A 26,857-nucleotide genomic window follows, 5' to 3' on the forward strand; every position below is an offset into this window, starting at 1 on the left:
CGGTCGCGGCTGTCGCGGCGGGGTCACCGCTGCGGCAGCCGGACCACCTGGACGAAGAAGTCGTCGATCTGCTTGATGGCCGCGATGAACTGGTCGAGGTCGACCGGTTTGGTCACATACGCGTTGGCGTGCAGTTTGTAGCTGCGCAGGATGTCCTCCTCGGCCGAGGACGTGGTGAGCACCACCACCGGGATGTGGGCCAGATCCGGATCGGATTTGATCTTCTCCAGCACCTGCCTGCCGTCGTATTTGGGCAGGTTCAGGTCGAGCAGGATGAGATCGGGCCTGGGCACGTCGGCGTACCGCCCCTGGCGGTACAGGAATTCCAGGGCCTCCTCGCCGTCGTGGGCGACGTGCAGGGTGTTGCCGATCCGATTGTCCTCGAACGCCTCCCTGGTCATCAGTTCGTCGCCCGGATCGTCCTCGACGAGCAGGATGTCGATGGGTCTGCCGGATACCGTCACGCGGTGAGCTCCTTGTCGGATGGTCGGTCCGAGACGGCGACGGCCGGGTCGGAGGGTTCGGGGTCGAACAGGGTGAAGACGAAACGGGTGCCGCCCGAACCGCCGCCGTCGTAGTCCGCGTCGAGCCGGATACGGCCGCCGTGGTATTCGACGATCTTCTTGCACAGGGCCAACCCGATACCTGTCCCACTGTATTCGTCGCGGCTGTGCAGCCGTTGGAAGATCACGAAGACCTTGTCGGCGAATTCGGGAGCGATGCCGATGCCGTTGTCGCACACCGCGAATCGCCATCCCGGGGTGGGGGCCGGCTCCGGTTCGCATTCGACGCGCACCACCGGCGCGCGATCCGGGTGCCGGAATTTGACGGCGTTGCCGATCAGGTTCTGCCACAGCATGGTCAGCAGGGTCGGGTCGCCGGTGAGTTCGGGCAGGCTCTCGGGACGCTCGATGACCGCGCCGGTCTCCTCGATGCTCGAGGCGAGGTTCTGCACCGCCTTGTCCAGGGTGGCCTCCAGCGCCACCGCCTCGGTGCGGTCGGCCACCCGCCCCACGCGCGAGAAGGTGAGCAGGTCGTTGATCAGCACCTGCATCCGCTTCGCCCCGTCGACGGCGTAGCCGATGTACTGGGAGGCGCGGTCGTCGAGCTGATCGCCGTAGCGCTTCTCCAGCAACTGACAGAACGAGGCCACCTTGCGCAGCGGCTCTTGCAGATCGTGGGAGGCCACGTAGGCGAACTGCTCGAGTTCGGCGTTGGAGCGGCGCAGTTCGATGGTCTGGGCGTCCAGGTTGGCGGCCTGTTTCTCCAAGGTGGCCTCCTGCACGCGCGAGGAGGCCAACTCGGCGACGATCCTGCGTCGCATCCCCTCCACCGCCTCGGCGACGGTGGCCAGATCGGAAGGACCGTGCGCGGTGATCTCGTGCTCGAAATCACCGCCCGCCACCTTCAGCGAGGAATCCTCGAGGTAGGCCAGCGGCCGGGCCACCAGCCGCCGGACCAGCAATGTCAGCACGACGCTGGTGATCAGGAAGGCCACGATCATGCCGGTGAGCACCACGTCGCGGACCAGGCGCACGTGACGCAGTTGGGCGCGATCCTCGGCGGCGGTCGCGGCGAGTTGGTCGTTCTGTTCGACGGAGCGCGCCCGGATCTGGTCGAAGAGCGTCTTGCCGCGCGCCGCGGCGAAATCGTCGGTGGCCGGGATGCCGGGCACGACGTTGCGGGCCAGCGGTTCGGCGTAACCCTCGCGCCAGTTCGCCGCCGCGGTCTCGACCGCTTCCAGGTCCTCGAGCAGCACCGACCGATCGGCGAGCAGACTCCGCAGCCGCGTCACCGCCGCGGCCTCGTCCTGTTTGCCTTGCAGGTAGGGCTCGAGGAACTGCTGATCGGCGGTGATCGCGTAGCCGCGGATGCCGGTCTCCTGGTTGATCAGCGCGGCCTGGAGCCGATACGCCTCGGCGGTGGCGGGCTGCACGTCGTCGATCAAGCGGTCGGCCACCCGATTGCCCTGGGTGATGAGGGTGGCGCCCGCGATCGCGAACACCAGCAGCAGCAGAGCCATGACGCCCAGCACGATCTGGAACCACGCCTGCACGGTGAAGCGGCCCGCGAAATCCGCGCGCCGGTCCGAGATCCGTCGCGAGGACGACGGCTGTTGGGTCGATGTCACCGAAAGCCGCCCCGCTCCGCATCGTTCGTACTCCACCGCAGGTACAGCACCGCGACGTCGTCGGCGAGCCCGCCGTGGTCGGCGGCCAGGGTCTCGGCCCGACCGATCAGTTCGTCGACGAACTCCTCGGGCGCGCGCTCGCACAGCCCGCGGGCCAACCGCAGCAGCCCCGCCTCACCCAACCGCTCGTGCCCCGCGCCGATGTGCCCTTCGAACAGGCCGTCGGTGAACAGCAGCAGGCCCGCGCCCGGCGGCACGGCTAACTCGTGGGCGGGCCAATCGGCCTGTCCGGGAACGAACCCCAGCGCCGGTCCGCCCGGCACCTCGATCATCTCCACTCCGCGCGCGTCGCAGACGAACAAGCCGTGGTGCCCCGCGCGGCGGACCGCGGCGGTGCGGCGCAGCGGGTCCAGGACCAGCGTCGTCACCGTGGCGAAGGTGCGCCGACCGGTCCGTTCGACCCGCAGCACCTCCTCGAGCAGCCGCAACTGCCGCGAATCGGTGATCCCGCTGAGAACCAGTGTGCGCCAGGCCAATCGCAGCGCGACCCCGATCGCGGCCTCGTCCGGACCGTGGCCGGAGATATCGCCGATCAACGCGTGCACGGTGCCGTCGGCGTCCTGCACCACATCGTAGAAATCGCCGCCGAGCAGCGCCTTGACCCGGCCGGGCCGATACCGCGCGACCACATCGATGACGCGTTCCCCGCGCAGCAACGGTGTCGGCAGCAGTCCGCGCTCGAGGCGGGCGTTCTCCTCCGCGCGCATCTGACTGAGCCGCAGCGCCGCCGAGGCCAATTCGGTGTGCTTTCGCTGGATGGCGTAACGGATTGCGCGACCGAACAATTCGGGTTCGACACGCCCCTTCACCAGGTAGTCCTGCGCGCCTGCGGCCACCGCCGCCAAACCCGTCCGCTCCTGGTCCAAGCCCGTCAGCACGACTACCGGAACGTCCTCGGCGAAGGCGTGCACCTGGGCCAACGCGTCCAGACCGTGCGCGTCGGGCAGGTTCAGGTCCAGCAGCACGCAGTCGGGCAACGCCTCGGACATGCGCGCGTAGGCTTCGGCGATCGAACTGGCCAGGATCAACCGGATGCCGGGTGCGCCGTCGGCGATGAGTTCCTCGACGAGCACCGCGTCGGCCTCGTCGTCCTCCACGAGCAGCACGATCGGCTCGGGCCGCGGCCACACTCCGGAACCCACGTGCTCCAGTGTCGCCTCCGTCCCGGCCAGACCGGACAGTTCGGACGACAAACGGCCGATACCGTCACCTCGTCCGGACAGTCTCACACCGATCTCCTTCTCGTCCAGCGATGGGATACTCACCGTCGTGGTACGCGGCAGAGCTCGAGGCGTCGCGAATTCCGTCACCCGACGGATTCACGCACCACGGCCACCCTAGACGACCGCCGACGGAGGCTGTTCGATCACGCACGCGAGCGCGGCGCGGCGGCGACCTCGCGCACACCGAGGGCGAGCGGACACCGCGCGGCGACCGGCGCGAGCACGCTGCCCGGTCCGACCGCCTTCGAAACCGAATCGCTGGTTTCGTTCACCAACACCTGGAGTACCCGGCCTTTCCGGATCAGCGGGGCCCCTCGGAGCTTAGCTCCCGTGAAGGGCTGACGTAGCCTAGCCTGTCCGCGGCACCACCCGCACCACGTACCCCGCGCATCACGAAGCGACCGGACCCACGAACGCGCGTTCGAGGAATTAGGCATACTCGTCCGGTGACCGAAATCAAGGAAGTCGACGACGCCGACGCCACCGAAGCCGCGGACCAGGTGCTCGGCGGCGGTCTGGCGCTGACGGCGGGCCGGTTCGGCTTCCGCTTCGCCGACCAGCGGTGGGAGTGGTCCGACGAGGTGGCGGCCATGCACGGCTACGGGGTCGGCGAAGCCGTTCCCACCACCGAGATGCTGCTCTCGCACAAGCACCCCGACGACCGGGAATGGGTCGCCTCGGTGATCTCCGACTCGGTCGCCAAGTCGCAGCCCTTCTGCAGCAGGCACCGGATCATCGACACCAAGGGCGAGCTCCACGAGGTCATCGTGCTCGCCGACGCCCTGATCGAGGACGACGTGGTGGTCGGCACCACGGGCTACTACATCGACCTGACGGCCGCCTTGGACCAGGAGCGCCGCGACGTCGTCGCCGAGACGCTGCCCGAACTCCAGGAGTCGCGCGCGGCCATCGAACAGGCCAAGGGCGTGCTGCGCTACGTCTACCGCATCAGCCCGGAGCAGGCGTTCGACGTGCTGCGCTGGCGCTCCCAGGAGACCAATACCAAACTGCGCGACCTCGCCGCGCAGATCATCCGCGACCTGGACACCCTGCCCGGTCCGGCCGCGCACACCCAGACCCAGTTCGACCACCTGCTGCTCACCGCGCACCTGCGGCTCACCGCCGAGCAGAACTGACCTTCGCCCCGCCGCTCGCGGGGCGAAGGCACGGGTTCAGGCGATCGGACCGCGCGCGGCCTCGTAGGCCGCGCCCACCCGATACAGACGGTCGTCGGCCAGGGCCGGGGCCATGATCTGCAAGCCGACCGGCAGGTTGTCGTCGCGGCTGAGCCCCGACGGCACCGACATCGCCGGGTGACCGGCCAGGTTGGTGGGCAGAGTGCACAGGTCCGACAGGTACATCGCCAGCGGATCGTCGACCTTCTCGCCCAGCTTCCACGGCGTGAACGGACTGGTCGGCGAGACCAGCACGTCGACCTGTTCGTAGGCGCGGTCGAAATCGCGGGTGATCAGCGTGCGCACCTTGAGCGCCTGACCGTAGTAGGCGTCGTAGTAGCCGGCCGAGAGCGCGTAGGTGCCGATCATGATGCGGCGTTTGACCTCGGGACCGAAACCGGCCGCGCGGGTGGCGGCCATCACCTGTTCGGCGCTGTGGTTGCCGTCGTCGTCCACGCGCAGGCCGTAGCGCATCGCGTCGAAACGGGCCAGGTTGGACGACACCTCACTGGGCATGACCAGGTAGTAGGCCGACAGCGCGTACTCGAAGTTCGGGCAGGACACCTCGACGACCTCGGCGCCGAGTTCCCGCAGCACCGCCACGGCGGCGTCGAAGGATTCGATGACCCCGGGTTGGTAACTGTCGGAATGCAATTCCTTGACCACGCCGACCTTCACACCGCGCAGGTCGCCCGCCGCGCCTTCGCGCGCCGCGGCCACCACCGGTGCGACCGGCACGTCGCGGGAGGTGGAATCGCGCGGGTCGTAGCCGGCGATCACCTCGTGCAGCAGCGCGGTGTCGAGCACGGTGCGACCGCACGGCCCGCCCTGGTCCAGCGAGGACGCGCACGCGACCAGGCCGTAGCGCGACACGGTGCCGTAGGTGGGTTTCGTGCCGACGGTGGCCGTCACCGCGGCGGGCTGCCGGATGGAGCCGCCGGTGTCGGTGCCGATGGCCAGCGGGGCCTGGTAGGAGGCCAGCGCCGCGGCCGAACCGCCGCCGGACCCGCCCGGGATCCGGGAGGTGTCCCACGGGTTGCGGGTGGGGCCGTAGGCCGAGTTCTCGGTGGACGAACCCATCGCGAATTCGTCCATGTTGGTCTTGCCGAGGATCGGGATGCCCGCGGCGCGCAACCGCGCGGTGACCGTCGCGTCGTAGGGCGAGACCCAGCCCTCGAGGATCTTCGACGCGCACGTGGTGGGCGCGTCGACGGTGGTGAACACGTCCTTGAGCGCCAACGGGACGCCGGCCAGCGGCGAAGCGGGCGCGGCCCCCGACCCCAGCGTGGCGTCCACGGCGGCCGCGGCGGCCAGCGCCTGCTCGGCGCCGACGTGCAGGAACGCGTGAATCTCCCCGTCCGCCTGCGCGATCCGGTCCAGATGGGCCTGGGTGACCTCGACGGAGCTGATCTCGCGCGCGTGGATGCGCGCGGCGAGTTCGGCCGCGGTGCTGGTGGTCACATCGCTCATTCGCCTTCTCCCAGGATCTGCGGGACCACGAAACGCTGCTCCTCCACCGCGGGCGCGCCGGACAGCGCCTCGCCGGGGGTCAGACTCGGCCGGACCTCGTCGGGCCTGGTCACGTTCGTCGCCGGATTCGGCGAGGAGGTGGGCGGCACGTCGGCGGCGGCGACCTCGGAGATGGTGCGCACGTGGCTCAGGATCGAGTCGAGCTGACCGGCGAACTGGTCCAGTTCGGCGTCGGACAGCGCGAGCCGGGACAGCCGGGCGAGGTGTGCGACCTCGTCGCGGGAGATGGCGGGCACCGCGGGGACCCCTTTCGGCATGGTCGAGCGTGGTGAGGAATCGGAGAACCCAGCCAGCCTAGCCCCATGGACGACGGCCCCCTCGCGCGCGCCCGGAATGCGACGACACACCCACGGAACTAGTGAGACACGCCGGTCTGGCACGAAATTGCCGCGTGGCGTTGCTCACCCGCGCCTATTCGAGTCGATAACAGACGGTCCGGGGTGTAAGGATTGCCCCACCGGGGTATCCGACGACCACGCTCGGCCGGCAAGAGGAAAGGATCGCGCGTGTCATATCTGCTCCGCGTGCAACTTCCGGATCGCCCGGGAAGCCTCGGCGCACTCGCGCTCGCACTGGGCTCCGTCGGCGCGGACATCCTCTCGCTGGACGTGGTCGAGCGAGGCGCGGGTTTCGCGGTGGACGATCTGGTCGTGGAGGTTCCGCCCAACGCGCTCCCGGACACGCTCATCACCGCCGCGGAATCCATCGGCGACGTCCACGTGGACTCGATCCGCCCCTATTCCGGCGTCCTGGACACCCACCGCGAACTCGAACTCATCGACCAGGTCGCCGGCGCGCGCGACGATCGCATGCAGGTCCTGGTCGACGGCGTGCCCCGGGTGCTGCGGGTCGGCTGGTGCACGATCATCGACGTCGGCCCGCAAGGGGCCTATCGCGTCGTCGGCAGCCAGAGCGCACCCGAGACCCAGGCGGGCTCCGCCCCGTGGATGCCGTTGGACAAGCCCACCGTCCTGGATCCCGACGCCGAATGGGTGCCCGAGATCTGGCAGGACATGGACACCAAACTCGCCGCCGCCCCGCTCGGCGCGAGCGGCCGGGTCCTCATGCTCGGTCGCCCCGGCGGCCCCGACTTCCGCCCCTCCGAGGTCGCGCGCCTGGGCTACCTCGCGGGCATCGTCGCGGGCGTGCTGGGTTAGTTCCCCCGACTCGCGGCCAACTCCAGGCGCAGGACGGTCAGGGGGTCGCCCGCGTCGGTCTGCCAGTCGCGTTCCGGGACGGCCGCGAACCCGAGGCGGTCGTAGATGCGGCGCGCGTCGAGCATCGCGGGCATGGTCGTGAGCACCACCGCGTCGAAATCCTCGGCGCGCGCGATCTCGATCACCTTGTCCACCAAGGCCGTTCCCACGCCGAGCCCGCGCGCCGCCTTCGACACCGCCAGCATCCGGAACTCCAGTTCTCCCGGGCGCGCGATATCGGCGTACGGGCTCGCCGGACGCGCCACCGTCAGCGAACCGAGCACCCGGCCCTCGTGCTCGGCGACCAGGATCTGCGCGTGTTCGGCCCGGTGCGGCGTATCGGCCAACTCCCGCACATACGGGCTGTGGCGGCGGACGTAGCCCTCCCCCACGTACACCTCGAGGGTCAGCTCGCCGACGGCCTCGAAATCCCGCGGACCAGCCGTGCGGATCTCCGGTGCGGTCGCGCTGTCACCCATGTGCGGCATCCTGCCGGCCCCACCGCCCGCCGCGGACCGGCCCGCCCGCGACTGAGAACCACGTCACAGGGCGCTCACTTCCCGAGATCGACACCGCCCTGCCCGTCCGGACGCAGGATCTGCCACCGATCCGGCTTGCCCGAGGGATACACCACCGGGAAATGGTCGCCGATCGACGGCCAGCGGTGCACCTCCCACACGAATCGCCCGTAGACCACCCGCTCGGGCACCGTCGGCCCGCTCAACGTCCCGGTGATCGTCACGAACTGCTCGCCGAGCGCGTCCGGCACGGGACTAACGCCCGTCACGTACAGCGACCCCTGTTCCGGCTGCGCCCCGCCCGCGAACCCGCCGCCGCCCCGCCCCCGCCGGTACAGCACGATCATGGCGACCAACGTCGTGACCATGATGATCAGCATCGCGATTTCCAGCATGAACCCCACTGTATGAGGTGTCGACGAGGGCGCGGGACGGCCCGCTACACGGCGCTCAGCTCGGAGGTGCCCTGCTCGGTGCGCCGCACCCGCCACGCGGCGGCGCCCGCTCCCGGCCGGCGACCGAGGATCTCGGGGTCGGCGGTGGTGAAGATCAGTTGCGCGCCGCGGACATTGGCGTCGGGGCTGCGGAACAGGTCGAGCAAGCGGGTGAGCTGCGCGGCGGACAGGCGGGCGTCGATATCGTCCACGGCCAGCACCCGGCCTTCGTCCAAGGCGTCGTAGACGGTGGGCAGCAGGCGCAGCAGCGCCAGCGCGGAGGCGGATTCGTCGGTGAGATCGAACGGCGCGTCGACACCGGCGTGCACGGTGCGCAGCCCCGCCCCGCGCCGGGCCGTCATCCGCGCGTACATCGCCTCGCGGGCCGCGCGCAACGTCGTGAGCTCGCGTTCGAGCATGAGCGCGGTGACGCCGTGTTCGGCCGCCAGCGCCTCGGCGTGACCGGGTGAACTCGCGCACCGGTCCACCTGCGCGGCGGTGCCCGCGATATCGGCGTCGAGTTCGCGCAGATAGTCGGCGTAGAGCGGATCCGGTTCGGCGAGCAGCACATCGGTGATGCCGAGCCCCGCCTCGCGCACCGCCAGCAGCAGTCGGGCCGCGTTGCGCGAGGAGACCGACAGGTGCGCGCCCAACCGGTGCGCCACGGCCGCGGGCTCCGGCGCGCCCGTGTGCACGTCCAGCAACGCCGAGAACCACCGGTAGGCGGGCACCAGCGCCTCGGCGTACATCTGGCCCGCCAGACTCAGCAGCAGCGCGTTCGGGCGCACCAGCGGCACCAACGCCGCGATCCCGAAACGCGCCGCCTCGAACTGCGGACCGATCCGGATGCCGGACTCGGTGCGCTCGAAGACGATCCGACGCCGCGAACGCGGATGGGTGTGCAGCCATTCGGCGGTCACGTCGGCGTTGTCGAGACGGAAACCATAGGTGTAGGGCACACCTTCGGCGACGAAGCCCGCCTCGAACTCCGTGGGCCGATCCGGGAATCCGAGATGCGGGGTGCGCACCGGACCCGCGTAGGGGTCCCAGCCGGTCACCGAATGCAGGACCGCGTCGCGCATCCGCGCCAGCGCGTCGATCACACTCGTCTTCCCGGCGGCCGTCGCCCCGTGGATCGCGGTCACCGGCACCGCCAGCGGGCCGCTCCCCCGCGAGAGCCGCAACTCCTGGGGTTCGGCCAGCGATCGGTGGTTGGTCACCTGAAAACTCCGCAGCATGGGCGACATACTTCCGGTCCGCCCCCGCGGCACCCCACAGCGGCCCGTCCTCCGCGCGCCGCCGGCGCGGCCCACGGATGCGACGCACGCTGCGACAACGCCCGTGATCGGCGTTAGCATGCAGGGGAATTGTCTTCGACGGATGAGGGTTGCGCGATGGGAAACACGGTGCGTCGTCTGCTGGTTCGCGGGGGCCTCGCCGCGGCGCTCGGCCTCGGTTCGCTGATCGCGCTCGGTCCGCAGGCGGTCGCCGAAGGCTGCCCCGCGGGCACCGCGCGCGTGTTCTTCAGCAACTCCACCAACACCTGCCAGCCCGCGGGCAGCGCCACCTACGCCAACCCGTGGGCCAGTCGCGTGTGCACCACCTCGGGCACCCGGGTCGTCATCGACACCACCGGCAAGCGCAAGGCCGACAAGCGCCACATCGAACTCGAACCGGCCGGCTTCTGCGCCCAACTCGACCTCAACGGCCAGCAGAGCGCCACCATCCAGGTCCTCCCCGAATAGTCGGACGGCGCGGGGCCTGCGCCCTGCCGCGCCTCCGCCGGGCGCACGCGCGCGGCCATTCGGCCCACCGGGTGCGGACGGCCGAGAACTACACCGCCGGATCTTCTTCGGTGTCCTGCCGCACCGCGTCGGGTCCGCCGTCGAGCAGCGCGCGGAACCCGTCCTCGTCCAGGACGCGCACCCCGAGTTCCTCGGCTCTGGCGGCCTTGGCGCCGGGTGAATCCCCGATGACCACGAAGGCCGTCTTCTTCGAGACCGACCCGGAGGCTTTGCCACCGCGGAGCAGGATCGCCTCTTTCGCGCCGTCGCGGGTGAACCCTTCCAGCGACCCGGTGACCACGATGGACAGCCCCTCGAGGGTGCGTTCGACGGATTCGTCGCGTTCGTCGGCCATCCGGACGCCCGCCGCCCGCCACTTGTCGACCACGGCGCGATGCCAGTCGACGGTGAACCATTCGGCGACGGCCGCGGCGATGGTCGGCCCCACGCCGTCGGTGGCCGCCAACTCCTCCACCGTGGCCGCGGCGATGCGCGACATCTCGCCGAATTCGGCGGCCAGCGCCCGCGCCGCCGTCGGCCCGACATGCCGGATCGACAGGCCGACCAGCACCCGCCACAGCGGCCGGTCCTTCGCGGCGTGCAGATTGTCCAGCAGCCGTCGGCCGTTCGCGGACAGCTCGCCTTTCTTGGTCGTGTAGAGCGAGGTGGCCAGCAGACCCGTCTCGTCGAGGTCGAACAGGTCGCCCTCGTCGGCGATCGCGCCCGCCTTCAACAACTCGATCGCGCCCTCGTAGCCGAGCGCCTCGATGTCGAACGCGCCGCGCCCCGCGACGTGGAACACCCGCTCGCGCAACTGCGCCCGGCAGTAGCGCTGGTTCGGGCAGCGGATGTCGGCGTCGCCCTCCTTCGCCGGGGCCAGTTTCGTGCCGCACTCCGGACAGTGCGTGGGCATCACGAAGGGTTTGGCATTGGCGAGCCGCGCGTCGACCACCGGGCCGAGCACCTCCGGGATGACGTCGCCCGCCTTGCGAATGGTCACGGTGTCACCGATCAGCACGCCCTTGCGCACCACCTCGGCGGCGTTGTGCAGCGTCGCCATCGACACCGTCGACCCCGCGATCGTCACCGGTTCCATCACCGCGAACGGCGTGACCCGCCCGGTGCGCCCCACGTTGACCTGGATGTTCAGCAGCGTGGTCGTGGCCTCCTCCGGCGGATACTTGAACGCGATCGCCCAGCGCGGCGCGCGCGAGGTGGCACCGAGCCGCCGTTGCAGCGACGTCTCGTCGATCTTGATCACCTGGCCGTCGATCTCGTGCTCGATGTCGTGCCGGTGCGCGCCCCACCAGGCGACCCGCTCGATCACCGCGTCGATCCCCCGCACCAACCGCGTGTGCTCGGAAACCGGCAACCCCCACGCCGTCAACGCCCGATACGCCTCGTGCTGCGAAGCCGGCGCGTACCCCTCGATGCGGCCGAAGCCGTGGCAGATCATCCGCAGCCTGCGCCGGGCGGTGACCGCCGGATCCTTCTGCCGCAGCGAACCCGCGGCGGTGTTGCGCGGATTCGCGTACGGCGGTTTGCCCTCGGCGACGATGGCGGCGTTGAGCGTCTGGAAGTCCTCGAGCCGGAAATACACCTCGCCGCGCACCTCGAGCAGGGCGGGCACCGGGAATTCGGCGGTGGGGGTGAGTTCGCCGGGGATGTCCTCGATGGTGCGCGCGTTGAGGGTGACGTCCTCGCCGGTGCGGCCGTCGCCGCGGGTTGCCCCGCGCACCAGTCTCCCGTTCTCGTAGACCAGGTTCAGCGCGACGCCGTCGATCTTCACCTCGCACAGATAGTGCGGGTCCGTTCCCGCCTCGGCCTCGACCCGGCTCGCCCACGTGCGCAGACCGTCGTAGTCGAAGACGTTGTCCAGTGACAGCATGCGCTCGAGGTGGTCGACCGGGGTGAAGTCGGTGGCGAATCCGCCACCGACGAGTTGGGTCGGCGAATCCGGGGTGAGCAGATCGGGAAAGCGCTCCTCCATCTCCTGCAACCGGCGCAGCAACGCGTCGAACTCGCCGTCGGAGATGATCGGGGCGTCGCGCACGTAGTAGCGGAACTGGTGTTCACGGACCTCGTCCGCGAGTTGCCGCCACGCCACGCGCTGTTCGGCCGTGGCCGGGTCCGCCGCACTCTCGGTCTCACTCACCCTTGGCACACTAATGCAGGGCGCCGACAACATCACCGCACGTCGAGGCCCGATTCCGGGCCGCTCGGCCCGCGCGTCGACCGCCACCGGCGGATGCCGTGCGGCGGGTCCGACTCAGTCGAAGGTCAGCGCCTGCGGTTCGTCGGCGTAGACCCGGGCGACCTCCCCCGCCAAGGCCAGCGCCCGCCGCGCCCACGACAGCGACGCGTTGCCCAGCCCGCACGCGGGAGACACCGTCACCGACCGCCCCAGCACAGCCCGATCGAAGCCCAGCCGATCCATGAGACGAACACCCGGTTCGGCGATCGTGCGCCAGTCGACGGGGCCCGCGGGTTCGCTCGTGGGCACCAGACCCAGCACCAGATGTTTCCCGGCGTCGAGCAGTTCCCCGACCGAGTCGAGGTCCTTCGTGCCGATCGCGGCGATGTCGAAGCCGATCCCCGCCGCCGCCGTGCCGCGCAGGAAATCCAAGGCGGGCGGTTCCGCGCAACAGTGCACCAGCACGGGAACGGACTGCGCGGTGATCACCGTGTCCAGCACCGCCTCGGCCTCGGGGGCCGGCAGCGATCGCACCGTGTTCAGCACGCTCACCCCGCGCAGCGCGCCCTCGAGCACCTCGTTCACCGACGGTTCGTCCAGTTGCAGAACCACCCGCGCGCCCAGACGCGCGCGGATCTCGGCGACGTGCCGGTCCAAGCCCTCGGCCAGCGACTCCGACAGGTCGCGCACCGCGCCCCGGTCGGTGAGCGCGCGGTGTCCGCCGGGCAATTCGACCTGCGCCGCCAAGGTCAGCGGCCCGCAGGACTGCACCTTGATCACCCGGTCGGCGCCCGCCGAACCCGACGTCTCCCACACTTCCTCGAGGGCGTCCAGGTCGGCGCGCAGCAGATCGCGGGCTCGCCGCGACAGCGCGCCCGGACGGGCGGCCAACCGGTAGCCGCGCGGCGTCGTGTCGAAACGCATGTCGACCAGCAGCGCCGAGGCGCGCCCCACGGTGTCCGCGCCCGCGCCCCGGGCGGGCAGTTCGACCAGATGCGCCAACTCGGTCAGTTCACCGAGGATCGTCGCGGCGGCCTCGCGCGGATCGACACCGGGCCAGGAGCCCACCCCGGTCGCGACGCCGCCGCGCAACACCGTCTCGCGTTCCTCGGTTCGACTGTCGCTCACCGCGATTCGCCCCTCTCGATCGGACCGCCGCCCCGACGCGACGGCGTCGGACCGGGCCACCGCAGCGGCGCACGCATCCTATTCCGCGACGGCGGCGGCGCTGTCGGTGACCGTGCGCTCGGCATCGGCCGCGCCGATGGTCCCGCTGCCGATCACCTCGTCGCCGACCTCGTCCGGCCGATACAGCACCACGGCCTGACCGCGCGCGACACCCGTCAACGGCTCGCGCAACCGCACCACGAGCCCGGCGCCGACGGCTTCGGCCACCGCGGACGCGGTGCCGCCGTGCGCGCGCACCTGCGCCACACACTCCACCGGCCCCTCGGGCGCGCTGCCCGACGTCCACACCGCGCGGTCGGCCTCGATCGTCCAGACCTGCAGATCCTCCGCCGACCCCACCCGCACCGTGCCCGTCTCCGGGTCGATCGCGGTGACGTAACGCGGCCTGCCGTCCGCGGCGGGACCGGGCAGCCCCAGCCCCTTGCGCTGACCGACCGTGAACCCGTGCACGCCGTCGTGGCGGGCCAGTTCGCGACCGTCGGAATCGACCACCGCACCCGGCCGGACACCGATCTTCGCGCCCAGGAAAGCGCGGGTGTCGCCGGACGGGATGAAGCAGATGTCGTGGGAGTCGGGCTTGTTCGCCACCGCGAGCCCGCGCTCGGCGGCCTCCGCGCGGATCGCAGGCTTCGGGGTGTCCCCGACCGGGAACATCGCGCGGGACAACTGCTGGGCGGTCAGCACCGCCAGCACGTAGGACTGATCCTTGTCGGCGTCGACCGCGCGGCGCAGCACCCCGTCCTCGAGGCGCGCGTAATGGCCGGTGACCACGGCGTCGAAACCGAGCGCCACCGCCCGATCGGCCAGCGCCGAGAACTTGATCTTCTCGTTGCAGCGCAGACACGGATTCGGCGTCTCCCCCGCCGCGTAGGAGGCGACGAAATCGTCGATCACGTCCTCCTTGAAGCGGTCCGCGAAATCCCAGACGTAGAAAGGGATTCCGAGCACGTCGGCGGCGCGCCGGGCGTCACCGGCGTCCTCCTTGGAACAGCAACCGCGCGAACCGGTGCGCAACGTGCCCGGGGTGGCCGAGAGCGCCAGATGCACGCCCACCACCTCGTGACCGGCGTCGACGGCGCGCGCCGCCGCAACGGCCGAATCCACACCACCGCTCATCGCCGCGAGAACCCGCATCACACACCACCTTTCGCACCGGCGAGACCAGCTGCCCTGGCCCGCTCCACCACCTGCGGGAGCACATCGAGCAGGGCGTCCACGTCGGCAGGGGTCGACGTGTGCCCCAGGGAGAAGCGCAGCGAACCCCGCGCTTGCCAGGGCTGCACGCCCATGGCGATCAGAACATGACTGGGCGAGGCCACGCCTGCCGTGCAGGCCGACCCCGTCGAACATTCGATCCCGGCCGCGTCCAGCAGCATCAGCAACGAGTCGCCCTCGCAGCCGGGGAAGGTGAAATGCAGGTTGCCCGGCAGTCGCCGGTCGCCGCGCGCGCCGTTGAGCACCGCCTCGGGCACCGCGTCGAGAATCCGCGCGATCATCTGCTCGCGCAGCGCGCGCAGGTCCGCCGAACGCTCGGGCAGTTCGGCCACCCCCTGACGCAACGCCGCCGCCAGACCGACCGCGCCCGGAATATCCGAGGTGCCCGAGCGCAGGTCACGCTCGTGCCCGCCGCCGTGCAACAGCGGCATGCACGGCACCTGCCTGCCCAGCAGCAGCACGCCGATCCCGTGCGGACCACCCAGCTTGTGCCCGGTCAGACTCGCCGCGGCCAGACCACTCGACCCGAAATCGACCGGGATCTGCGTGACCGCCTGCACCGCGTCGCTGTGCAACGGCACACCGAACTCCTGCGCGATCGCCGCCAACTCCTCGATCGGCTCGATCGTGCCGACCTCGTTGTTCGCCCACATGACCGTGACCAGCGCCACCTCGTCGGCGTGCTCGGCCAACTCCGCGCGCAGCACTCGCGGCGAGACCACCCCTTCGGCGTCGACCGGCAGCCACGTCACCCGGGCGCCGTCGTACTTCTCCAGCCACTCGACCGCGTCGATCACCGCGTGGTGCTCGACCGAACTCGCCAGAATCCTGACCCGCCGCGGGTCGGCGTCACGCCGCGCCCAGAAGATCCCCTTGACCGCCAGGTTGTCGCTCTCGGTACCGCCCGAGGTGAACACGACCTCCGAGGGACGCGCCCCCAGATCCGCCGCTATCGACTCCCGCGCCTCCTCCAACGACCGCCGCGCCGCCCGCCCCGACCCGTGCAGCGACGACGCGTTACCCGACCGCGAGAACGCGGCCGTCATCGCCTCGACCGCGGCGGACACCATCGGAGTGGTGGCCGCGTGATCGAGGTAGACCGTCTGGGGCGCACCACCGGAGCCCGAAAATGCCGACTTCATGACCAGTAAAGTCTAGCCGCCCCCTGCCGCCGATTATTCCCCCCTGCTCACAGCCCGCGGACAAGGGCTTTTTCACCTCGCGCCCGCTCCTCTTCGATTCCGGACCCGCTCGTGAACGTCGGGACAACAAGGCGCATCGGTCGCATCACACGCGGGCACGATGCGGGGAATTCGGCAACGAATTGGCTAACCTGCGGGATCATGATGCGGATTCTCCCGATCGCGAGTCTCACCGCCTCGGCGCTGGTCCTGACGCCCGCGCCGACCGCGCATGCCGACATCATCCTGCTGCCGCCCCACGAGAAGACCTTCGCCTCGGAAGGAGGCAGTTTCACCGTCGGCACCCACGACGAGGCGATCAATCGCATCGTCCCGCTCAACGGCGCGCCCACCAGCTACGAGGCGTTGGTCTCGAGTGTCGCCTACGGGCGTCTGGACGCGCCCGCCGAAGGCGTGCTCAAGACCGGGTACTCCGTCGGGTGCGCGGCCAAACTCGACATCGTGGTGCCCGGCATCGATCCGACCACCGAGTTCGGGCTGGAAGGCCCGCAGCAGAACTACGCGACCGAGCAGGTGGAGCGGCAAGGGTCCGAGCAGGCGCGGTCGCGCACCGTCGAGCGTTCGAGCACCGGGGAGTCGGCGGAGTCGCGGACCCAGGAGTTCGGGCGCTGGCGGGAATTCGAATCGGGGCAGGTGCAGGAGTTCAACGGCGTCACCCCCTCGATCGCGGTGGACCCCGGCCCGTTCGCCGAACTGGAACTCGCGCCGGGCGACATCACCAATATCGATCTCACCGAGGGCAAAGCCCTGATCCCCGGCAAAACCGTCCAGATCATCATCCGCGACTTCCACATCAAGGTGGACAGCTGCGCGGGCCCGGTCACCATCCGCCAGTACACGTCCATCCAGACCCGCACCCCCGAACTCGACGACAGCGGCGCGGTCTTCGGCGAACCCCTCAAACTCTGACCGACGCGGTTCTCTCCTGAATCGACTCGGGTCAGTCGGCGGGGATGTGGGGGGTGGCGTCTCGGCTGCGGCCGCGGAAGAGGGGGATGGTGCGGCGGCGGGGGCGGGGGGTGGGGTCTTCGACTCGGGTGGTGGTGGCTTCGATCCAGGTGGAGTCGGTGCTGTGCAGGGACTGGCCGGTGACGCGGACGGTGCGTTCGCAGCGGGCGGCGAGGTCGCGGCGGTCCAGGCCGGGGTGTTCGAGGGGTTCGAGGGTGATCTCGGCGACGATGCCGCGCGAGCGCAGGATGCGCAGGGCGGAGGTGGCGAAGGTGTCGTCGCCGACGAAGCCGGGCACCGAGCAGGGGGCGCCGTGGCGGTCGAGGTAGCGCAGGCGGACGGGCTGGACGTAGGCGCCCGCGTCGATGGCGGCCTGGAACAGGGCGGGGCGCATGCGGCCGTAGGCGCGGCCGCACCAGGTGGTGCCTTCGGGGAAGGCGGCCACGCGTTCGCCCGCGCTCAGGCGGGCGGCGATGGTGGCGACGACGCCGGGCAGGGCGCGCAGGCGTTCGCGTTCGATCGGGATGACGCGCACGCGTTCGGCCAGTTTGCCCAGCAGCGGCCATTCGATGAGGTCGGCGCGGGCGACGAAGCCGAGGGGCTGCACGGCGGCGAGGGCGACCACGTCGGTCCAGCCGATGTGGCCGGTGACGACGAGGACGCCGGTGTCGGCGGGGGCGAACACGACCGGTTCGCCGTCCTGCGCGCCGCGGTCGTCGCGGCGCAGGGCGGCGCCGATGTGGGTGACCAGGTCGGGCTGCGCGGGTTCGGTGACGGTCCGCGCCGCGACGCGGTTGTCGATCACGCGCACCTTGATGCCGAGGGTGCCGAGCAGGGCGCGGGAGAACTCGCGCTGCACGGCTTCGCGGCGGCCGCGCGGGGTGAGCGCGTTGACGATCGGGAAGCCGATCATCAGCCCGGCGATCTGGGTGACGCGGGCGGCCAGGCGGGCGGCGCCGACCCGGTCGGTGGTCTCGATGCAGCCGGAACCGCAGGAGCTGGACGGCATCCAGGCGTGTACGGGCTGTGCGGGTGGCGCGTCGAACACCATCGGGCTCACCGTCCTCCGTCGAAGCTCGCGGCCGATTCCTGGAGGCGATTCAGGTACCGCGTGTTGATGGTGTCCAGGCCGAGCAGGACGACGAAGTCGGCGACTTCGAAGTCGGGGTCGTGGGCGGGTTCGCCGCAGATCTCCGCGCCCAGACGCAGGTAGCCGCGCAGCAGCGGGGGCAGTTTGGGGCGCGAGGGGGCGGGCAGTTCGTCGAGGGTCTTGCCGTCGACGACGACCGGATTGTGCGGGTGCACGCGACGTTCCGGGTCGCTGCCGTGACTGCCGAGCAGCAGGTCGCGCACGCCGCGCACGTTCACGCCGACCGGGTCGGCGGCGTTCTCGCGCATCGGGACCGACGCGCAGCCCATCACCCAGTCGTATCCGGTGAGCTGGATGTAGTGCAGGATGCCCGCCCACATCAGCGTGACGACCGACCCGTTGCGGTGGTCGGGGACGACGCAGGCGCGGCCCATCTCGACGATGCGGCGACCGACGGGGTCCATGCGCTCGAGGTCGAATTCGGTGGCGGTGTAGTAGCCGCCCGCCGCGGTGACCTTGTCCGGGGGGAGCATCCGGTAGCAGCCGACGAAGGTGTCGGTGGCGTCGTCACGGACCAGCAGGTGGTCGCAGTGCGCGTCGAAGCGGTCGGCGTCGAGCCCGGTGCCGTTGTCGGGCATGTTGAAGCCCGGTTCGGCGGCGAACACGTCGTAGCGCAACCGCTGGGCGGCTTCGCGGTGCTCGGCGTCGGAGGACACGACCAGCGAGTACCGAGACCGTTCCACCCCTGAATCCGTCGACCTGGCCGGGGCTGTCAACACGGACGAAATAGTCATATCCGTGATGAAGCCAGCCCGAGACAGCGGTGGGGCGACCTCGAAGTAACCCCGCGATGCCGGTTCGGTGAACGAGACGATGGTCACACCGCCCGTTCACCGACCTGTGGTTTCGCGTTCGCGCCGAGGCGAAGTGGTGGCCGCTTTCGGCCTGATCCGGGCGGTTCAGGCGGCCAATCGCTCCGCGACGGGCCTGGATTCCTCGGTGGCGGGGTCGACCTCGTCGAAGCCCGGTCGGCCCGTGCCGATGAAGGCGACCAGCCAGGACGCGACCGCGGCGAAGCGGTTGCGGAACCCGACCAGATAGAACAGGTGCACCGCCAGCCAGGCGACCCAGGCGAGCACGCCGCGGAAGCTGATGCGCTCGTTGAGTTTCGCGACGGCGCTGAAGCGGCTGATGACCGCCATGCTGCCCTTGTCCCAGTAGACGAAGGGGGTACCGGGCTGTTTCACGCGCCGGACGATGTCGGCGGCGTGCCTGCCCTCCTGCATGGCCACCGGGGACTGGCCGGGGTAGCCGTTGAGCGAGGTCATGTCGCCGATGGCGTAGATGTCGGCGTGACCGCCCACGGTCAGGTCGGGGTTGATCAACAGCCTTCCCGCGCGGTCGGTTTCGCAGCCGGTGGCCTCGGCGAGGATCTTCGCGAAGCCGCCCGCCTGCACGCCCGCCGACCAGACCACCGTCTCGGCGGCGATGCCGCGCTCCACGCCCGCCTTGTCCTTGACGGTCACCTTGCCCGCGTCGATATCGGTGACGAAGGTGTCGACCAGGACCTCGACGCCGCCGTCGGTGAGCGATTTCTTCGCGTATTCCGACAGTCCGCCGCCGAACGGGGGCAGCACCGTGCCCGCGCCCTCGACCAGCGTGACCGAAACCTCTTGGTGGTAGTAGCGTTTCGACAGCTCTTTGAGCTGGCCCGCGACCTCGACGCCCGTCGCGCCCGCGCCGACGACCACGAAGCTGAGCAGTCGCCGCTTGCTCTGCTCGTCGGCTCCGGCGGCCTCGGCGAAGACCCGTTGGATCTGCGCGCGCAGGGTGCGAGCATCCTCGACGGTCTTGAGCGAGAACGTCTTGTCCGCGAAATCGTCACGCCCGAAATAGGATTGCGACGCGCCGGTGGCGGCGATCAGCGATCCGTAGCGGATCCGCTCGCGCCCGCCCGCGTGTTCGTAGGTGAGTTCGCCGCGGTCGGCGTCGACGGCCACGACGGTGCCGAGGCGGACCCGCGCGCCGCGATGCTTGCGCAGGATGGTCGCGATCGGCGGGGCGATCTCCTCCGCGCCGAGGACACCGGTGGCGACCTGGTAGAGCAACGGCTGGAACAGATGCTCGGGCGTGCTGGAGATCAGCACGTAGTCGACTCCGGATTTCGACAGTTGCTTGGCCGCGGCCAACCCCCCGAACCCGATCCGACGATGACGACGTCCGCGTGGTCCATCTGTGTTCCTCCCCCGGCCGCGCTCTGCGCGACGGCCCCTTGCTCCAGTACCGGTCGTTCCATGACAGCCTCCTAACTCTTATTGACAACCGTCATTCGGAACGCAGATATTTCATGTGTTCAGGCGCATAATAGAGATCACTCTTATCTCGATCATTCATGAATGGGAGCTTGTCGTGGAGCTTCGCCAGCTGACATACTTCGTCGCCGTCTGCGAGGAACTGAGCTTCAGCCGGGCGGCGAACCGGTGCTACATCTCGCAGTCGGCGATCAGTCACCAGATCGCCCGGCTCGAACGCGACCTCGGGGTCTCGCTGTTCGAGCGCTCCACCAGGGCCGTCGTGCCCACCGACGCGACCACCCGCCTGCTACCGCTGGCCAAACAGATGCTGAGTCTGGAATCGGCGATCCGCGCGGCCGTGCGCAGCACCGGACACCGTATCCGATTGGCCGCCAACATGTCCTTCGCGTCCCGGTCGCTGTCGGCCATCGCCGCCGCGCGCGCGGCGCACCCCGACGCGGAGATCGAATTCGTGATCAAGCCGTTCCGGCAACGCATCACCGCCGTCGCCGACGGGGACTGCGATCTGGCCCTGATCCGCGGCAGCGTCGCCCAACCGGGGCTCACGGTGGAACAGCTGTGGGTCGAGGACCTGGTCATCGCCACCACCGACGGCCATCCGCTGGCCGAACGCGACACCGTCACCCTCGCCGAACTCAGCCCCTACCCGCTGCTGCTGCCCCCGGAACAGGAACAGGTGCTGCTGCACACCGTGATCCGCACCGCGTTCGCCGACCTGCCCGTCGGCCCCACTTTCGGCCCGCCGATCCCGCCCGACCACACGGCCACGATGGAACTGATCAACCGCCCCGACGCGTGGACGGTCCTCTACGCCGACAGTCCCACCGAGGGCCTGGTGGTCCTGCGCCTGACCGAACACCGGTTGCGCATCCCCGTCTCGGCCATCGTCCGCGACGACGCCCGCCCCTCCCCCATCCTGAGCACGCTGCTGCGCACCCTGCACCGCGCGTAACACGAGTACGGCCCCGGACCTACTGGTCCGGGGCCGTACTCGTGGGTGATGACCGGGGTCAGCCCTTGTGGTTCTTCACCGCTTCGGTCAGCTGCGGGGCGACGTTGAACAGGTCGCCGACGATGCCGTAGTCCGCGATCTCGAAGATCGGGGCTTCCTCGTCCTTGTTGACCGCGACGATGGTCTTCGAGGTCTGCATGCCCGCGCGGTGCTGGATCGCGCCGGAGATGCCCAGGGCGACGTAGAGCTGCGGGGAGACCGTCTTACCGGTCTGACCGACCTGGAACTGGCCCGGGTAGTAGCCCGAGTCGACGGCCGCGCGGGACGCGCCCACGGCCGCGCCGAGGGAGTCGGCCAGCGCCTCGACCACCGAGAAGTTGTCGGCGGAACCGACACCGCGGCCACCGGAGACGACGATGCCCGCCTCGGTGAGCTCCGGACGGTCACCGGCCACGACCGGTTCGCGCGAGGTCACCTTGACCACGCCGTCTTCCTGGGCGGGCACCTCGACGGTGACCTTCTCGCCCGCGCCCGCCGAGGCGTTGGCCTCGATCGCGCCGGGGCGCACCGAGATCACCGGCACGTCGCCGGTGGCCTTGGCGTCGACGGTGAACGCGCCGCCGAAGATGGAGTGCACGGCGGTGCCGTCCTCCTTGACGTCGATGACGTCGACGAGCAGGCCGGAACCGATGCGCGCGGCGAGGCGGCCCGACACCTCCTTGCCCTCGGCGGTGGCGGCGACGATGACCGCGGCGGGGGCCGCGGACTCGACCAGGCCGGCGAGCACGTCGACGGTCGGGGTCACCAGGTAGTTCTCCACATCGTCGGATTCGGCGATGTAGATCTTCTCGGCGCCCGCGGCGGCCAGCGCGTCGGCCAGCTTCTCACCGGTGCCGGCCGTGCCGAGCACGACGGCGGCCGGGGAGCCGAGAGCCTTGGCGGCGGTGAGCAGTTCGGCGCTGACCTTCTTGATCGCACCTTCGGCGTGCTCGACGAGCACGAGTACTTCTGCCATGTGTGTTCTCTCCTGAGCAGTGGCGGTCGTGGGGGTCAGATGATCTTCTGGCCGATGAGGTACTGGGCGATCTTGGTGCCGCCGTCCCCTTCGTCCGCGATCTTCTCGCCCGCGGTGCGCGGCGGCTTCGGGGTGGAGGCGGTGACCGCGGTGCCCGCGTTGCCCACGCCCACGGTGGACGGGTCCACGCCCAGGTCGGCCAGGGTGAAGGTCTGCACTTCCTTCTTCTTGGCGGCCATGATGCCCTTGAAGGACGGGAAGCGCGGCTCGTTGATCTTCTCGGTGACCGAGACGATCGCGGGCAGGGTGGCCTCCAGCTTGAACACGCCCTCGTCGGTCTCGCGCTCGCCGGTGATCTTCTCGCCGTCGACGGTGAGCTTGCGCAGGTGGGTCAGCTGGGGCAGGCCCAGGTACTCGGCGATGATCGCCGGGACCGCGCCCGCGCGGCCGTCGGTGGCCTCGTTGCCCGCGATGACCAGTTCCACGCCCTCGACCTGGCCGAGCGCCGAGGCCAGCACCCACGCGGTCTGCACCGCGTCGGAGCCGTGGATGGCCGGGTCGTTGATGTGGATGGCCTTGTCCGCGCCCATGGACAGGGCCTTGCGGATGGCCTCGGTGGCGCGATCGGGGCCCGCGGCCAGCACGGTGACCTCGCCGCCCTGGGCTTCCTTGATCAGCAGCGCTTCTTCGACGGCGCGCTCGTTGATCTCGTCGAGGACGGCGTCGGCGGCTTCGCGATCGAGGGTGTAGTCCCCGTCTGTCAGCTTGCGCTCGGACCAGGTATCGGGAACCTGCTTGATGAGTACGACGATGTTCGGCATCGGTCTTCGTCGACCTCCTGTTCTGGGGGCGTGTATCCGGTGGTCGCACGAGCTGTGCCGTACGTCCGTGTGAGTAGCTCGGGCGTGACACTACCCTACGTTAAGTTACTCGTGGGTAACTTACCCGCTTCTCTCTCACAACACCGGTCCGGCCGATATCGTGCGCGGGCCCTACCAGTAACGTCGGAACGATGAGCGAGGCTGTGATCCCTGCCGCACTTGGCGACCCGACGGTCATGACCGCACCGGCGGACGCGAGCGGAACGCCGTCGATCGACCCGCTGCCGCTGACCGGCGAGCGGACCGTCCCCGGCATCGCCGAGGAGAACTACTGGTTCCGCAGGCACGAGATCGTCTACGCCCGACTGCTCGACCGCTGCGCCGGAAAGACCGTGCTGGAAGCGGGTTCCGGCGAAGGGTACGGCGCGGACATGATCGCGGGCGTCGCGCACCGCGTCACCGGCGTCGACTACGACGCGAGCGCGGTCGCCCACGTGCGCGCCCGCTACCCGCGCGTGGAGATGATCCAGGGCAACCTGGCCGAACTCCCGATCGAGGACGCCTCGGTCGACGTCGTGGTGAATTTCCAGGTCATCGAACACCTCTGGGATCAGGGCCAGTTCCTGCGCGAATGCCTGCGCGTGCTGCGCCCCGGCGGCGAACTGCTGATCAGCACGCCCAACCGGATCACCTTCTCCCCCGGCCGCGACACCCCGCTCAACCCCTTCCACACCCGTGAACTCAACGCGGCCGAACTCACCGAACTGCTGGTCGAGGCCGGTTTCACGGTGTCGCTGATGACCGGCGTGCACCACGGGCCGACCCTGAAAGCGTTGGACGCCAAGCACGGCGGCTCGTTCATCGACGCGCAGATCGAGCGCGCGCTCGCGGGCGAGGCGTGGCCCGCCGAACTCACCGCCGACGTCGCGGCCGTCGGCATCGACGATTTCGCCCTGCGTCCGGAGGACATCGACGCCAGCCTCGATCTCGTCGCCATCGCGGTGAAACCTTGACCGAGTCCGTCCCCGGCCAGTTCACCCTGGTCCTGCACTCCCATCTCCCCTGGCTGGCCCACCACGGGCGCTGGCCGGTCGGCGAGGAATGGCTCTACCAGTCCTGGGCCGCCTCCTACCTGCCGGTGGTCGAGGTGCTGCGAACCCTTGCCGCCGAAGGGCGTTCGCATCTGCTCAGCCTGGGCATCACCCCCGTGCTGGCGGCCCAGTTGGACGATCCGCACTGCCTGGCGGGCATGCACCACTGGCTGGGCAACTGGCAGTTGCGCGCCGACGAGGCCGCGATGGCGGGCAATCGCGCGCTGGGCGGCCACGAACACCGCTCGGCCGCCGCCGCGCTGGCCGATTTCGAGCGCACCTGGCGGCACGGCGCCTCCCCGGTCTGGCGGCAACTCATCGATGCCGGGACCATCGAATTGCTCGGCGGCCCACTGGCGCACCCGTTCCAACCGCTGCTCGATCGTCGCCTGCGCCGGTTCCAGTTGGCCGAAGGGTTGGCCGACGCGCGACTGCGCTGGGGTCACACGCCCGCGGGCATCTGGGCGCCGGAATGCGGCTACACCCCCGGCATGGAGGTCGACTACGCCGACGCGGGCGTGACGCATTTCATGGTCGACGGCCCCGCCCTGCGCGGGGACAGCAGTCTCGGCCGACCCGTGCGCGACTCCGACGTGGTCGCCTTCGGACGGGATCTGCATGTCAGCTACCGGGTCTGGTCACCCAAATCCGGGTACCCCGGACAGGCCGCCTACCGTGATTTTCATCACTACGATCACGCGACCGGTCTCAAACCGTCACGGGTGACCGGCAAATCCGTGGCCGGACCCGACAAGGCCCCCTACGACCCCGACCTCGCCGCGACGGCCGTCACCCGCGACGTCGAGGATTTCGTGCGCACCGTGCGCGAGCGACTGCGCGACGAATCCGCCCGCATCGGCCGCCCGGCCCTGGTCGTGGCCGCTTTCGACACCGAACTGTTCGGCCACTGGTGGCACGAAGGGCCGCAGTGGCTGGCCCAGGTGCTGCGCGCGCTGCCCGAAGCGGGCGTCACCGTCGGCACCCTGACCGACGCCAGGGCCAACGGCTACGTGGGCGAACCCGTCCCGCTGGCCGACTCGTCCTGGGGTTCGGGCAAGGACTGGCGGGTCTGGGCGGGAGAACAGGTCCGCGACCTGGTCGAACTCAACGACGACGTCGTTCGGCTCGCCTTGGACACCCTCGACAAATCCCGCGAGAGCGCGGGCGGAGGCCCCGCCCTGCGCGACCCCGTCGCCGATCAACTCCTGCGCGAAGCCATCCTGACCGTCTCCAGCGACTGGGCCTTCATGGTCAGCAAGGACTCCGCGGCCGGGTACGCCCGCGAACGCGCGCACGGACACGCCCACGCCGTGCGGGAGATCGCCGCCGCCGTCGGCACCGGCCAAGTCGCCAAAACCCGGCAGCTGGCGGCAGGATGGAACGCGGCCGACGGACTGTTCCCGGCACTGGACGCCCGACGGCTCGGGCAACGGTACGCCGCGCCGCACGGAACGGACGCCCCCGCGGACCCCGAGTCCGCCCACGACGGCCCGGTTGGAGAAGGACGCGTATGAAGATACTGATGGTGTCGTGGGAATACCCGCCGGTCGTCGTCGGTGGACTCGGACGCCACGTCCACCACCTCGCCACCGAACTCGCCGCCGCGGGCCACGAAGTCGTCGTCCTCGCGCGCAGGCCCTCGGGCACCGACTCCACCACCCACCCCACCCACTCGTTCATCAGCGAAGGCGTGCTCGTCGTCGCCGTGGCCGAGGACCCGCCCTGCTTCGACTTCGGCGAGGACATGCTCGCCTGGACCCTGGCCATGGGCCACGCCATGGTGCGCGCCGGCGTCGGCCTCAACAAGCCCGGCATCGGCGAGGGCTGGACCCCGGACGTCGTGCACGCCCACGACTGGCTCGTCGCCCACCCCGCCATCACCCTCGCCGAGTACTTCGACGTTCCCCTGGTCTCCACCATCCACGCCACCGAAGCGGGCAGGCACAGCGGCTGGGTCGCGGGCAAGGTCAACAAGCAGGTCCACTCCGTGGAGTGGTGGCTGGCCAACGAATCCGACGCGCTCATCACCTGTTCGGCCTCCATGCGCGACGAAGTCGAACGCCTCTACGGCCCCGAACGCATCCCGATGACGGTGATCCGCAACGGAATCGACGTCGGCGCGTGGACCTTCCGCCCCCGCGCCCCGCGCTCGGGCCCGCCGCGCCTGCTCTATGTCGGCCGCCTGGAATACGAGAAGGGCGTCCAGGACGCCATCGCCGCGCTGCCGCGCATCCGGCGCGCCCACCCCGGCACCACACTCACCGTCGCGGGCATCGGCACCCAATTCGAATGGCTGCGCGAACGCGCCCGCGTGCACCGCGTCGCCCGCGCCGTCACCTTCGCGGGCCAACTCGACCACGCCGGACTGCTCGGCTGGCTGCACGGGGCCGACGCCATCCTGCTGCCCAGCCGCTACGAACCCTTCGGCATCGTCGCCCTGGAGGCCGCCGCCGCGGGCACCCCGCTCATCACCTCCACGGCGGGCGGACTCGGCGAAGCGGTCATCGACGGCGTCACCGGCGCGTCCTTCGAACCCGCCGACGTCGACGGACTCGTCGAGGCCGTGCGCGCCACCCTGGACGACCCGGCCGCCACCCAGGAACGGGCCTACGCGGCTCGCGAACGGCTCACCGCCGACTTCGCCTGGGACGTCGTCGCCGCCGAGACCGCGCTGGTCTACTCGGCCGCCAAACGGCGCGTCCGCAACCCGCTCGGGCGACCCTCGATCGTGGAACGCCCACTGCCCGAACGCGACCCGGCCAAACCGGTCTGAGC

25 protein-coding genes and 1 pseudogene are annotated in these 26,857 nt (G+C 70.2%); 8 read left to right on the top strand and 18 right to left on the bottom strand.

The window, feature by feature from the left end; genetic code table 11:
* Positions 1-23: 23 nt before the first annotated feature.
* The 4 genes from ON30_RS19615 to ON30_RS41765 form a co-directional block, all read right to left on the bottom strand.
* Positions 24-464, bottom strand: coding sequence for a response regulator (locus tag ON30_RS19615; protein WP_040708954.1), 441 nt, complete (start codon positions 462-464; stop codon positions 24-26).
* Positions 461-2,023, bottom strand: coding sequence for a sensor histidine kinase (locus ON30_RS19620; RefSeq protein WP_083911554.1), 1,563 nt, complete (start codon positions 2,021-2,023; stop codon positions 461-463). Before ON30_RS19620 ends, ON30_RS19615 begins: the two co-directional genes overlap by 4 nt.
* A gap of 104 nt (positions 2,024-2,127) precedes the next feature.
* Entirely contained in the window at positions 2,128-3,342 is a 1,215-nt protein-coding gene (locus ON30_RS19625) for a PP2C family protein-serine/threonine phosphatase (RefSeq protein ID WP_245554143.1), read from the bottom strand.
* Between the two features lie 215 nt (positions 3,343-3,557).
* Positions 3,558-3,686, bottom strand: coding sequence for a hypothetical protein (locus ON30_RS41765; protein ID WP_281004735.1), 129 nt, complete (start codon positions 3,684-3,686; stop codon positions 3,558-3,560).
* Positions 3,687-3,860: 174 nt separating this feature from the next.
* Here ON30_RS41765 and ON30_RS19630 point away from each other — a divergent pair, with 174 nt between their 5' ends.
* Complete coding sequence (locus ON30_RS19630) at positions 3,861-4,550, top strand: PAS and ANTAR domain-containing protein (protein WP_245554126.1); 690 nt, start codon at positions 3,861-3,863, stop codon at positions 4,548-4,550.
* Positions 4,551-4,586: 36 nt separating this feature from the next.
* Here the strand turns inward: ON30_RS19630 and gatA are convergent, their stop codons facing one another.
* Both gatA and gatC read right to left on the bottom strand, forming a co-directional pair.
* The gene (gene gatA, locus ON30_RS19635) at positions 4,587-6,059 is read right to left on the bottom strand and encodes an Asp-tRNA(Asn)/Glu-tRNA(Gln) amidotransferase subunit GatA (RefSeq protein WP_040708955.1); all 1,473 of its coding nucleotides are present in this window, start codon (positions 6,057-6,059) and stop codon (positions 4,587-4,589) included.
* On the bottom strand, positions 6,056-6,355 hold the full coding sequence (gatC, locus tag ON30_RS19640; protein ID WP_040709247.1) for an Asp-tRNA(Asn)/Glu-tRNA(Gln) amidotransferase subunit GatC: 300 nt from the start codon (positions 6,353-6,355) through the stop codon (positions 6,056-6,058). The genes gatA and gatC overlap by 4 nt, the downstream gene beginning before the upstream one ends.
* A 270-nt stretch (positions 6,356-6,625) precedes the next feature.
* Between gatC and ON30_RS19645 the strand changes: the two genes are divergently transcribed.
* A complete protein-coding gene (locus ON30_RS19645) occupies positions 6,626-7,276 on the top strand; it encodes an ACT domain-containing protein (protein ID WP_040708956.1) in 651 nt (216 codons plus the stop codon).
* Here the strand turns inward: ON30_RS19645 and ON30_RS19650 are convergent.
* The 3 genes from ON30_RS19650 to ON30_RS19660 form a co-directional block, all read right to left on the bottom strand.
* Entirely contained in the window at positions 7,273-7,794 is a 522-nt protein-coding gene (locus ON30_RS19650; protein ID WP_040709249.1) for a GNAT family N-acetyltransferase, read from the bottom strand. The two genes, ON30_RS19645 and ON30_RS19650, sit on opposite strands and share 4 nt — an antisense overlap.
* 74 nt (positions 7,795-7,868) lie before the next feature.
* Positions 7,869-8,228: a hypothetical protein gene (locus ON30_RS19655; protein WP_051029632.1), complete on the bottom strand. Its 360-nt coding sequence runs from the start codon at positions 8,226-8,228 to the stop codon at positions 7,869-7,871.
* A 44-nt stretch (positions 8,229-8,272) separates the two neighbouring features.
* A complete protein-coding gene (locus ON30_RS19660) occupies positions 8,273-9,487 on the bottom strand; it encodes an AAA family ATPase (RefSeq protein ID WP_245554127.1) in 1,215 nt (404 codons plus the stop codon).
* 174 nt (positions 9,488-9,661) lie between these two features.
* Between ON30_RS19660 and ON30_RS19665 the strand changes: the two genes are divergently transcribed.
* Positions 9,662-10,012, top strand: a complete 351-nt coding sequence (locus ON30_RS19665) for a hypothetical protein (RefSeq protein ID WP_040708958.1) — start codon at positions 9,662-9,664, stop codon at positions 10,010-10,012.
* An 88-nt stretch (positions 10,013-10,100) separates the two neighbouring features.
* Here the strand turns inward: ON30_RS19665 and ligA are convergent, their stop codons facing one another.
* The 4 genes from ligA to ON30_RS19685 form a co-directional block, all read right to left on the bottom strand.
* Positions 10,101-12,206, bottom strand: coding sequence for an NAD-dependent DNA ligase LigA (ligA, locus tag ON30_RS19670; RefSeq protein ID WP_040708959.1), 2,106 nt, complete (start codon positions 12,204-12,206; stop codon positions 10,101-10,103).
* A 114-nt stretch (positions 12,207-12,320) separates the two neighbouring features.
* On the bottom strand, positions 12,321-13,373 hold the full coding sequence (locus tag ON30_RS19675) for a methionine synthase (RefSeq protein WP_051029546.1): 1,053 nt from the start codon (positions 13,371-13,373) through the stop codon (positions 12,321-12,323).
* A gap of 78 nt (positions 13,374-13,451) precedes the next feature.
* The gene (mnmA, locus tag ON30_RS19680; protein ID WP_040708960.1) at positions 13,452-14,567 is read right to left on the bottom strand and encodes a tRNA 2-thiouridine(34) synthase MnmA; all 1,116 of its coding nucleotides are present in this window, start codon (positions 14,565-14,567) and stop codon (positions 13,452-13,454) included.
* Positions 14,567-15,790, bottom strand: coding sequence for a cysteine desulfurase family protein (locus ON30_RS19685; RefSeq protein WP_040708961.1), 1,224 nt, complete (start codon positions 15,788-15,790; stop codon positions 14,567-14,569). Before ON30_RS19685 ends, mnmA begins: the two co-directional genes overlap by 1 nt.
* A gap of 201 nt (positions 15,791-15,991) precedes the next feature.
* Here ON30_RS19685 and ON30_RS36240 point away from each other — a divergent pair, with 201 nt between their 5' ends.
* Positions 15,992-16,759 carry an MspA family porin gene (locus tag ON30_RS36240; RefSeq protein ID WP_051029547.1) on the top strand — a complete coding sequence of 256 codons (768 nt, stop codon included), beginning with the start codon at positions 15,992-15,994 and terminating at the stop codon, positions 16,757-16,759.
* Positions 16,760-16,790: 31 nt separating this feature from the next.
* Here ON30_RS36240 and ON30_RS19700 read toward each other — a convergent pair whose 3' ends face one another.
* From ON30_RS19700 to ON30_RS19710, 3 genes and pseudogenes are all read right to left on the bottom strand, one after another.
* The gene (locus ON30_RS19700; protein WP_245554144.1) at positions 16,791-17,849 is read right to left on the bottom strand and encodes a lysophospholipid acyltransferase family protein; all 1,059 of its coding nucleotides are present in this window, start codon (positions 17,847-17,849) and stop codon (positions 16,791-16,793) included.
* Between the two features lie 5 nt (positions 17,850-17,854).
* Positions 17,855-18,682 carry a GNAT family N-acetyltransferase gene (locus ON30_RS19705; RefSeq protein WP_040709255.1) on the bottom strand — a complete coding sequence of 276 codons (828 nt, stop codon included), beginning with the start codon at positions 18,680-18,682 and terminating at the stop codon, positions 17,855-17,857.
* A gap of 165 nt (positions 18,683-18,847) precedes the next feature.
* Positions 18,848-20,121: pseudogene (locus tag ON30_RS19710) on the bottom strand (NAD(P)/FAD-dependent oxidoreductase).
* A 176-nt stretch (positions 20,122-20,297) separates the two neighbouring features.
* Between ON30_RS19710 and ON30_RS19715 the strand changes: the two are divergent.
* Positions 20,298-21,155, top strand: coding sequence for a LysR family transcriptional regulator (locus tag ON30_RS19715; protein ID WP_040708963.1), 858 nt, complete (start codon positions 20,298-20,300; stop codon positions 21,153-21,155).
* 58 nt (positions 21,156-21,213) lie between these two features.
* On the opposite strand, the gene ON30_RS19720 is transcribed toward ON30_RS19715, so the two are convergent.
* Both ON30_RS19720 and ON30_RS19725 read right to left on the bottom strand, forming a co-directional pair.
* The gene (locus ON30_RS19720) at positions 21,214-22,170 is read right to left on the bottom strand and encodes an electron transfer flavoprotein subunit alpha/FixB family protein (RefSeq protein WP_040708964.1); all 957 of its coding nucleotides are present in this window, start codon (positions 22,168-22,170) and stop codon (positions 21,214-21,216) included.
* A gap of 35 nt (positions 22,171-22,205) precedes the next feature.
* Positions 22,206-22,991 carry an electron transfer flavoprotein subunit beta/FixA family protein gene (locus ON30_RS19725; protein WP_040708965.1) on the bottom strand — a complete coding sequence of 262 codons (786 nt, stop codon included), beginning with the start codon at positions 22,989-22,991 and terminating at the stop codon, positions 22,206-22,208.
* Between the two features lie 236 nt (positions 22,992-23,227).
* On the opposite strand from ON30_RS19725, the gene ON30_RS19730 reads away from it, so the two are divergent.
* From ON30_RS19730 to ON30_RS19740, 3 genes are read left to right on the top strand one after another with little or no spacing between them, the layout of a single operon-like run.
* Positions 23,228-24,004, top strand: coding sequence for a class I SAM-dependent methyltransferase (locus ON30_RS19730; RefSeq protein ID WP_063719913.1), 777 nt, complete (start codon positions 23,228-23,230; stop codon positions 24,002-24,004).
* On the top strand, positions 24,001-25,596 hold the full coding sequence (locus ON30_RS19735) for a 1,4-alpha-glucan branching protein domain-containing protein (RefSeq protein ID WP_083911530.1): 1,596 nt from the start codon (positions 24,001-24,003) through the stop codon (positions 25,594-25,596). The genes ON30_RS19730 and ON30_RS19735 overlap by 4 nt, the downstream gene beginning before the upstream one ends.
* Positions 25,593-26,855 carry a glycosyltransferase family 4 protein gene (locus ON30_RS19740; protein ID WP_040708967.1) on the top strand — a complete coding sequence of 421 codons (1,263 nt, stop codon included), beginning with the start codon at positions 25,593-25,595 and terminating at the stop codon, positions 26,853-26,855. Before ON30_RS19735 ends, ON30_RS19740 begins: the two co-directional genes overlap by 4 nt.
* Positions 26,856-26,857 lie beyond the last annotated feature (2 nt).

Origin of the sequence: Nocardia takedensis NBRC 100417 (assembly GCF_000308695.1) — a bacterium.
GTDB classification, from domain to species: domain Bacteria; phylum Actinomycetota; class Actinomycetes; order Mycobacteriales; family Mycobacteriaceae; genus Nocardia; species Nocardia takedensis.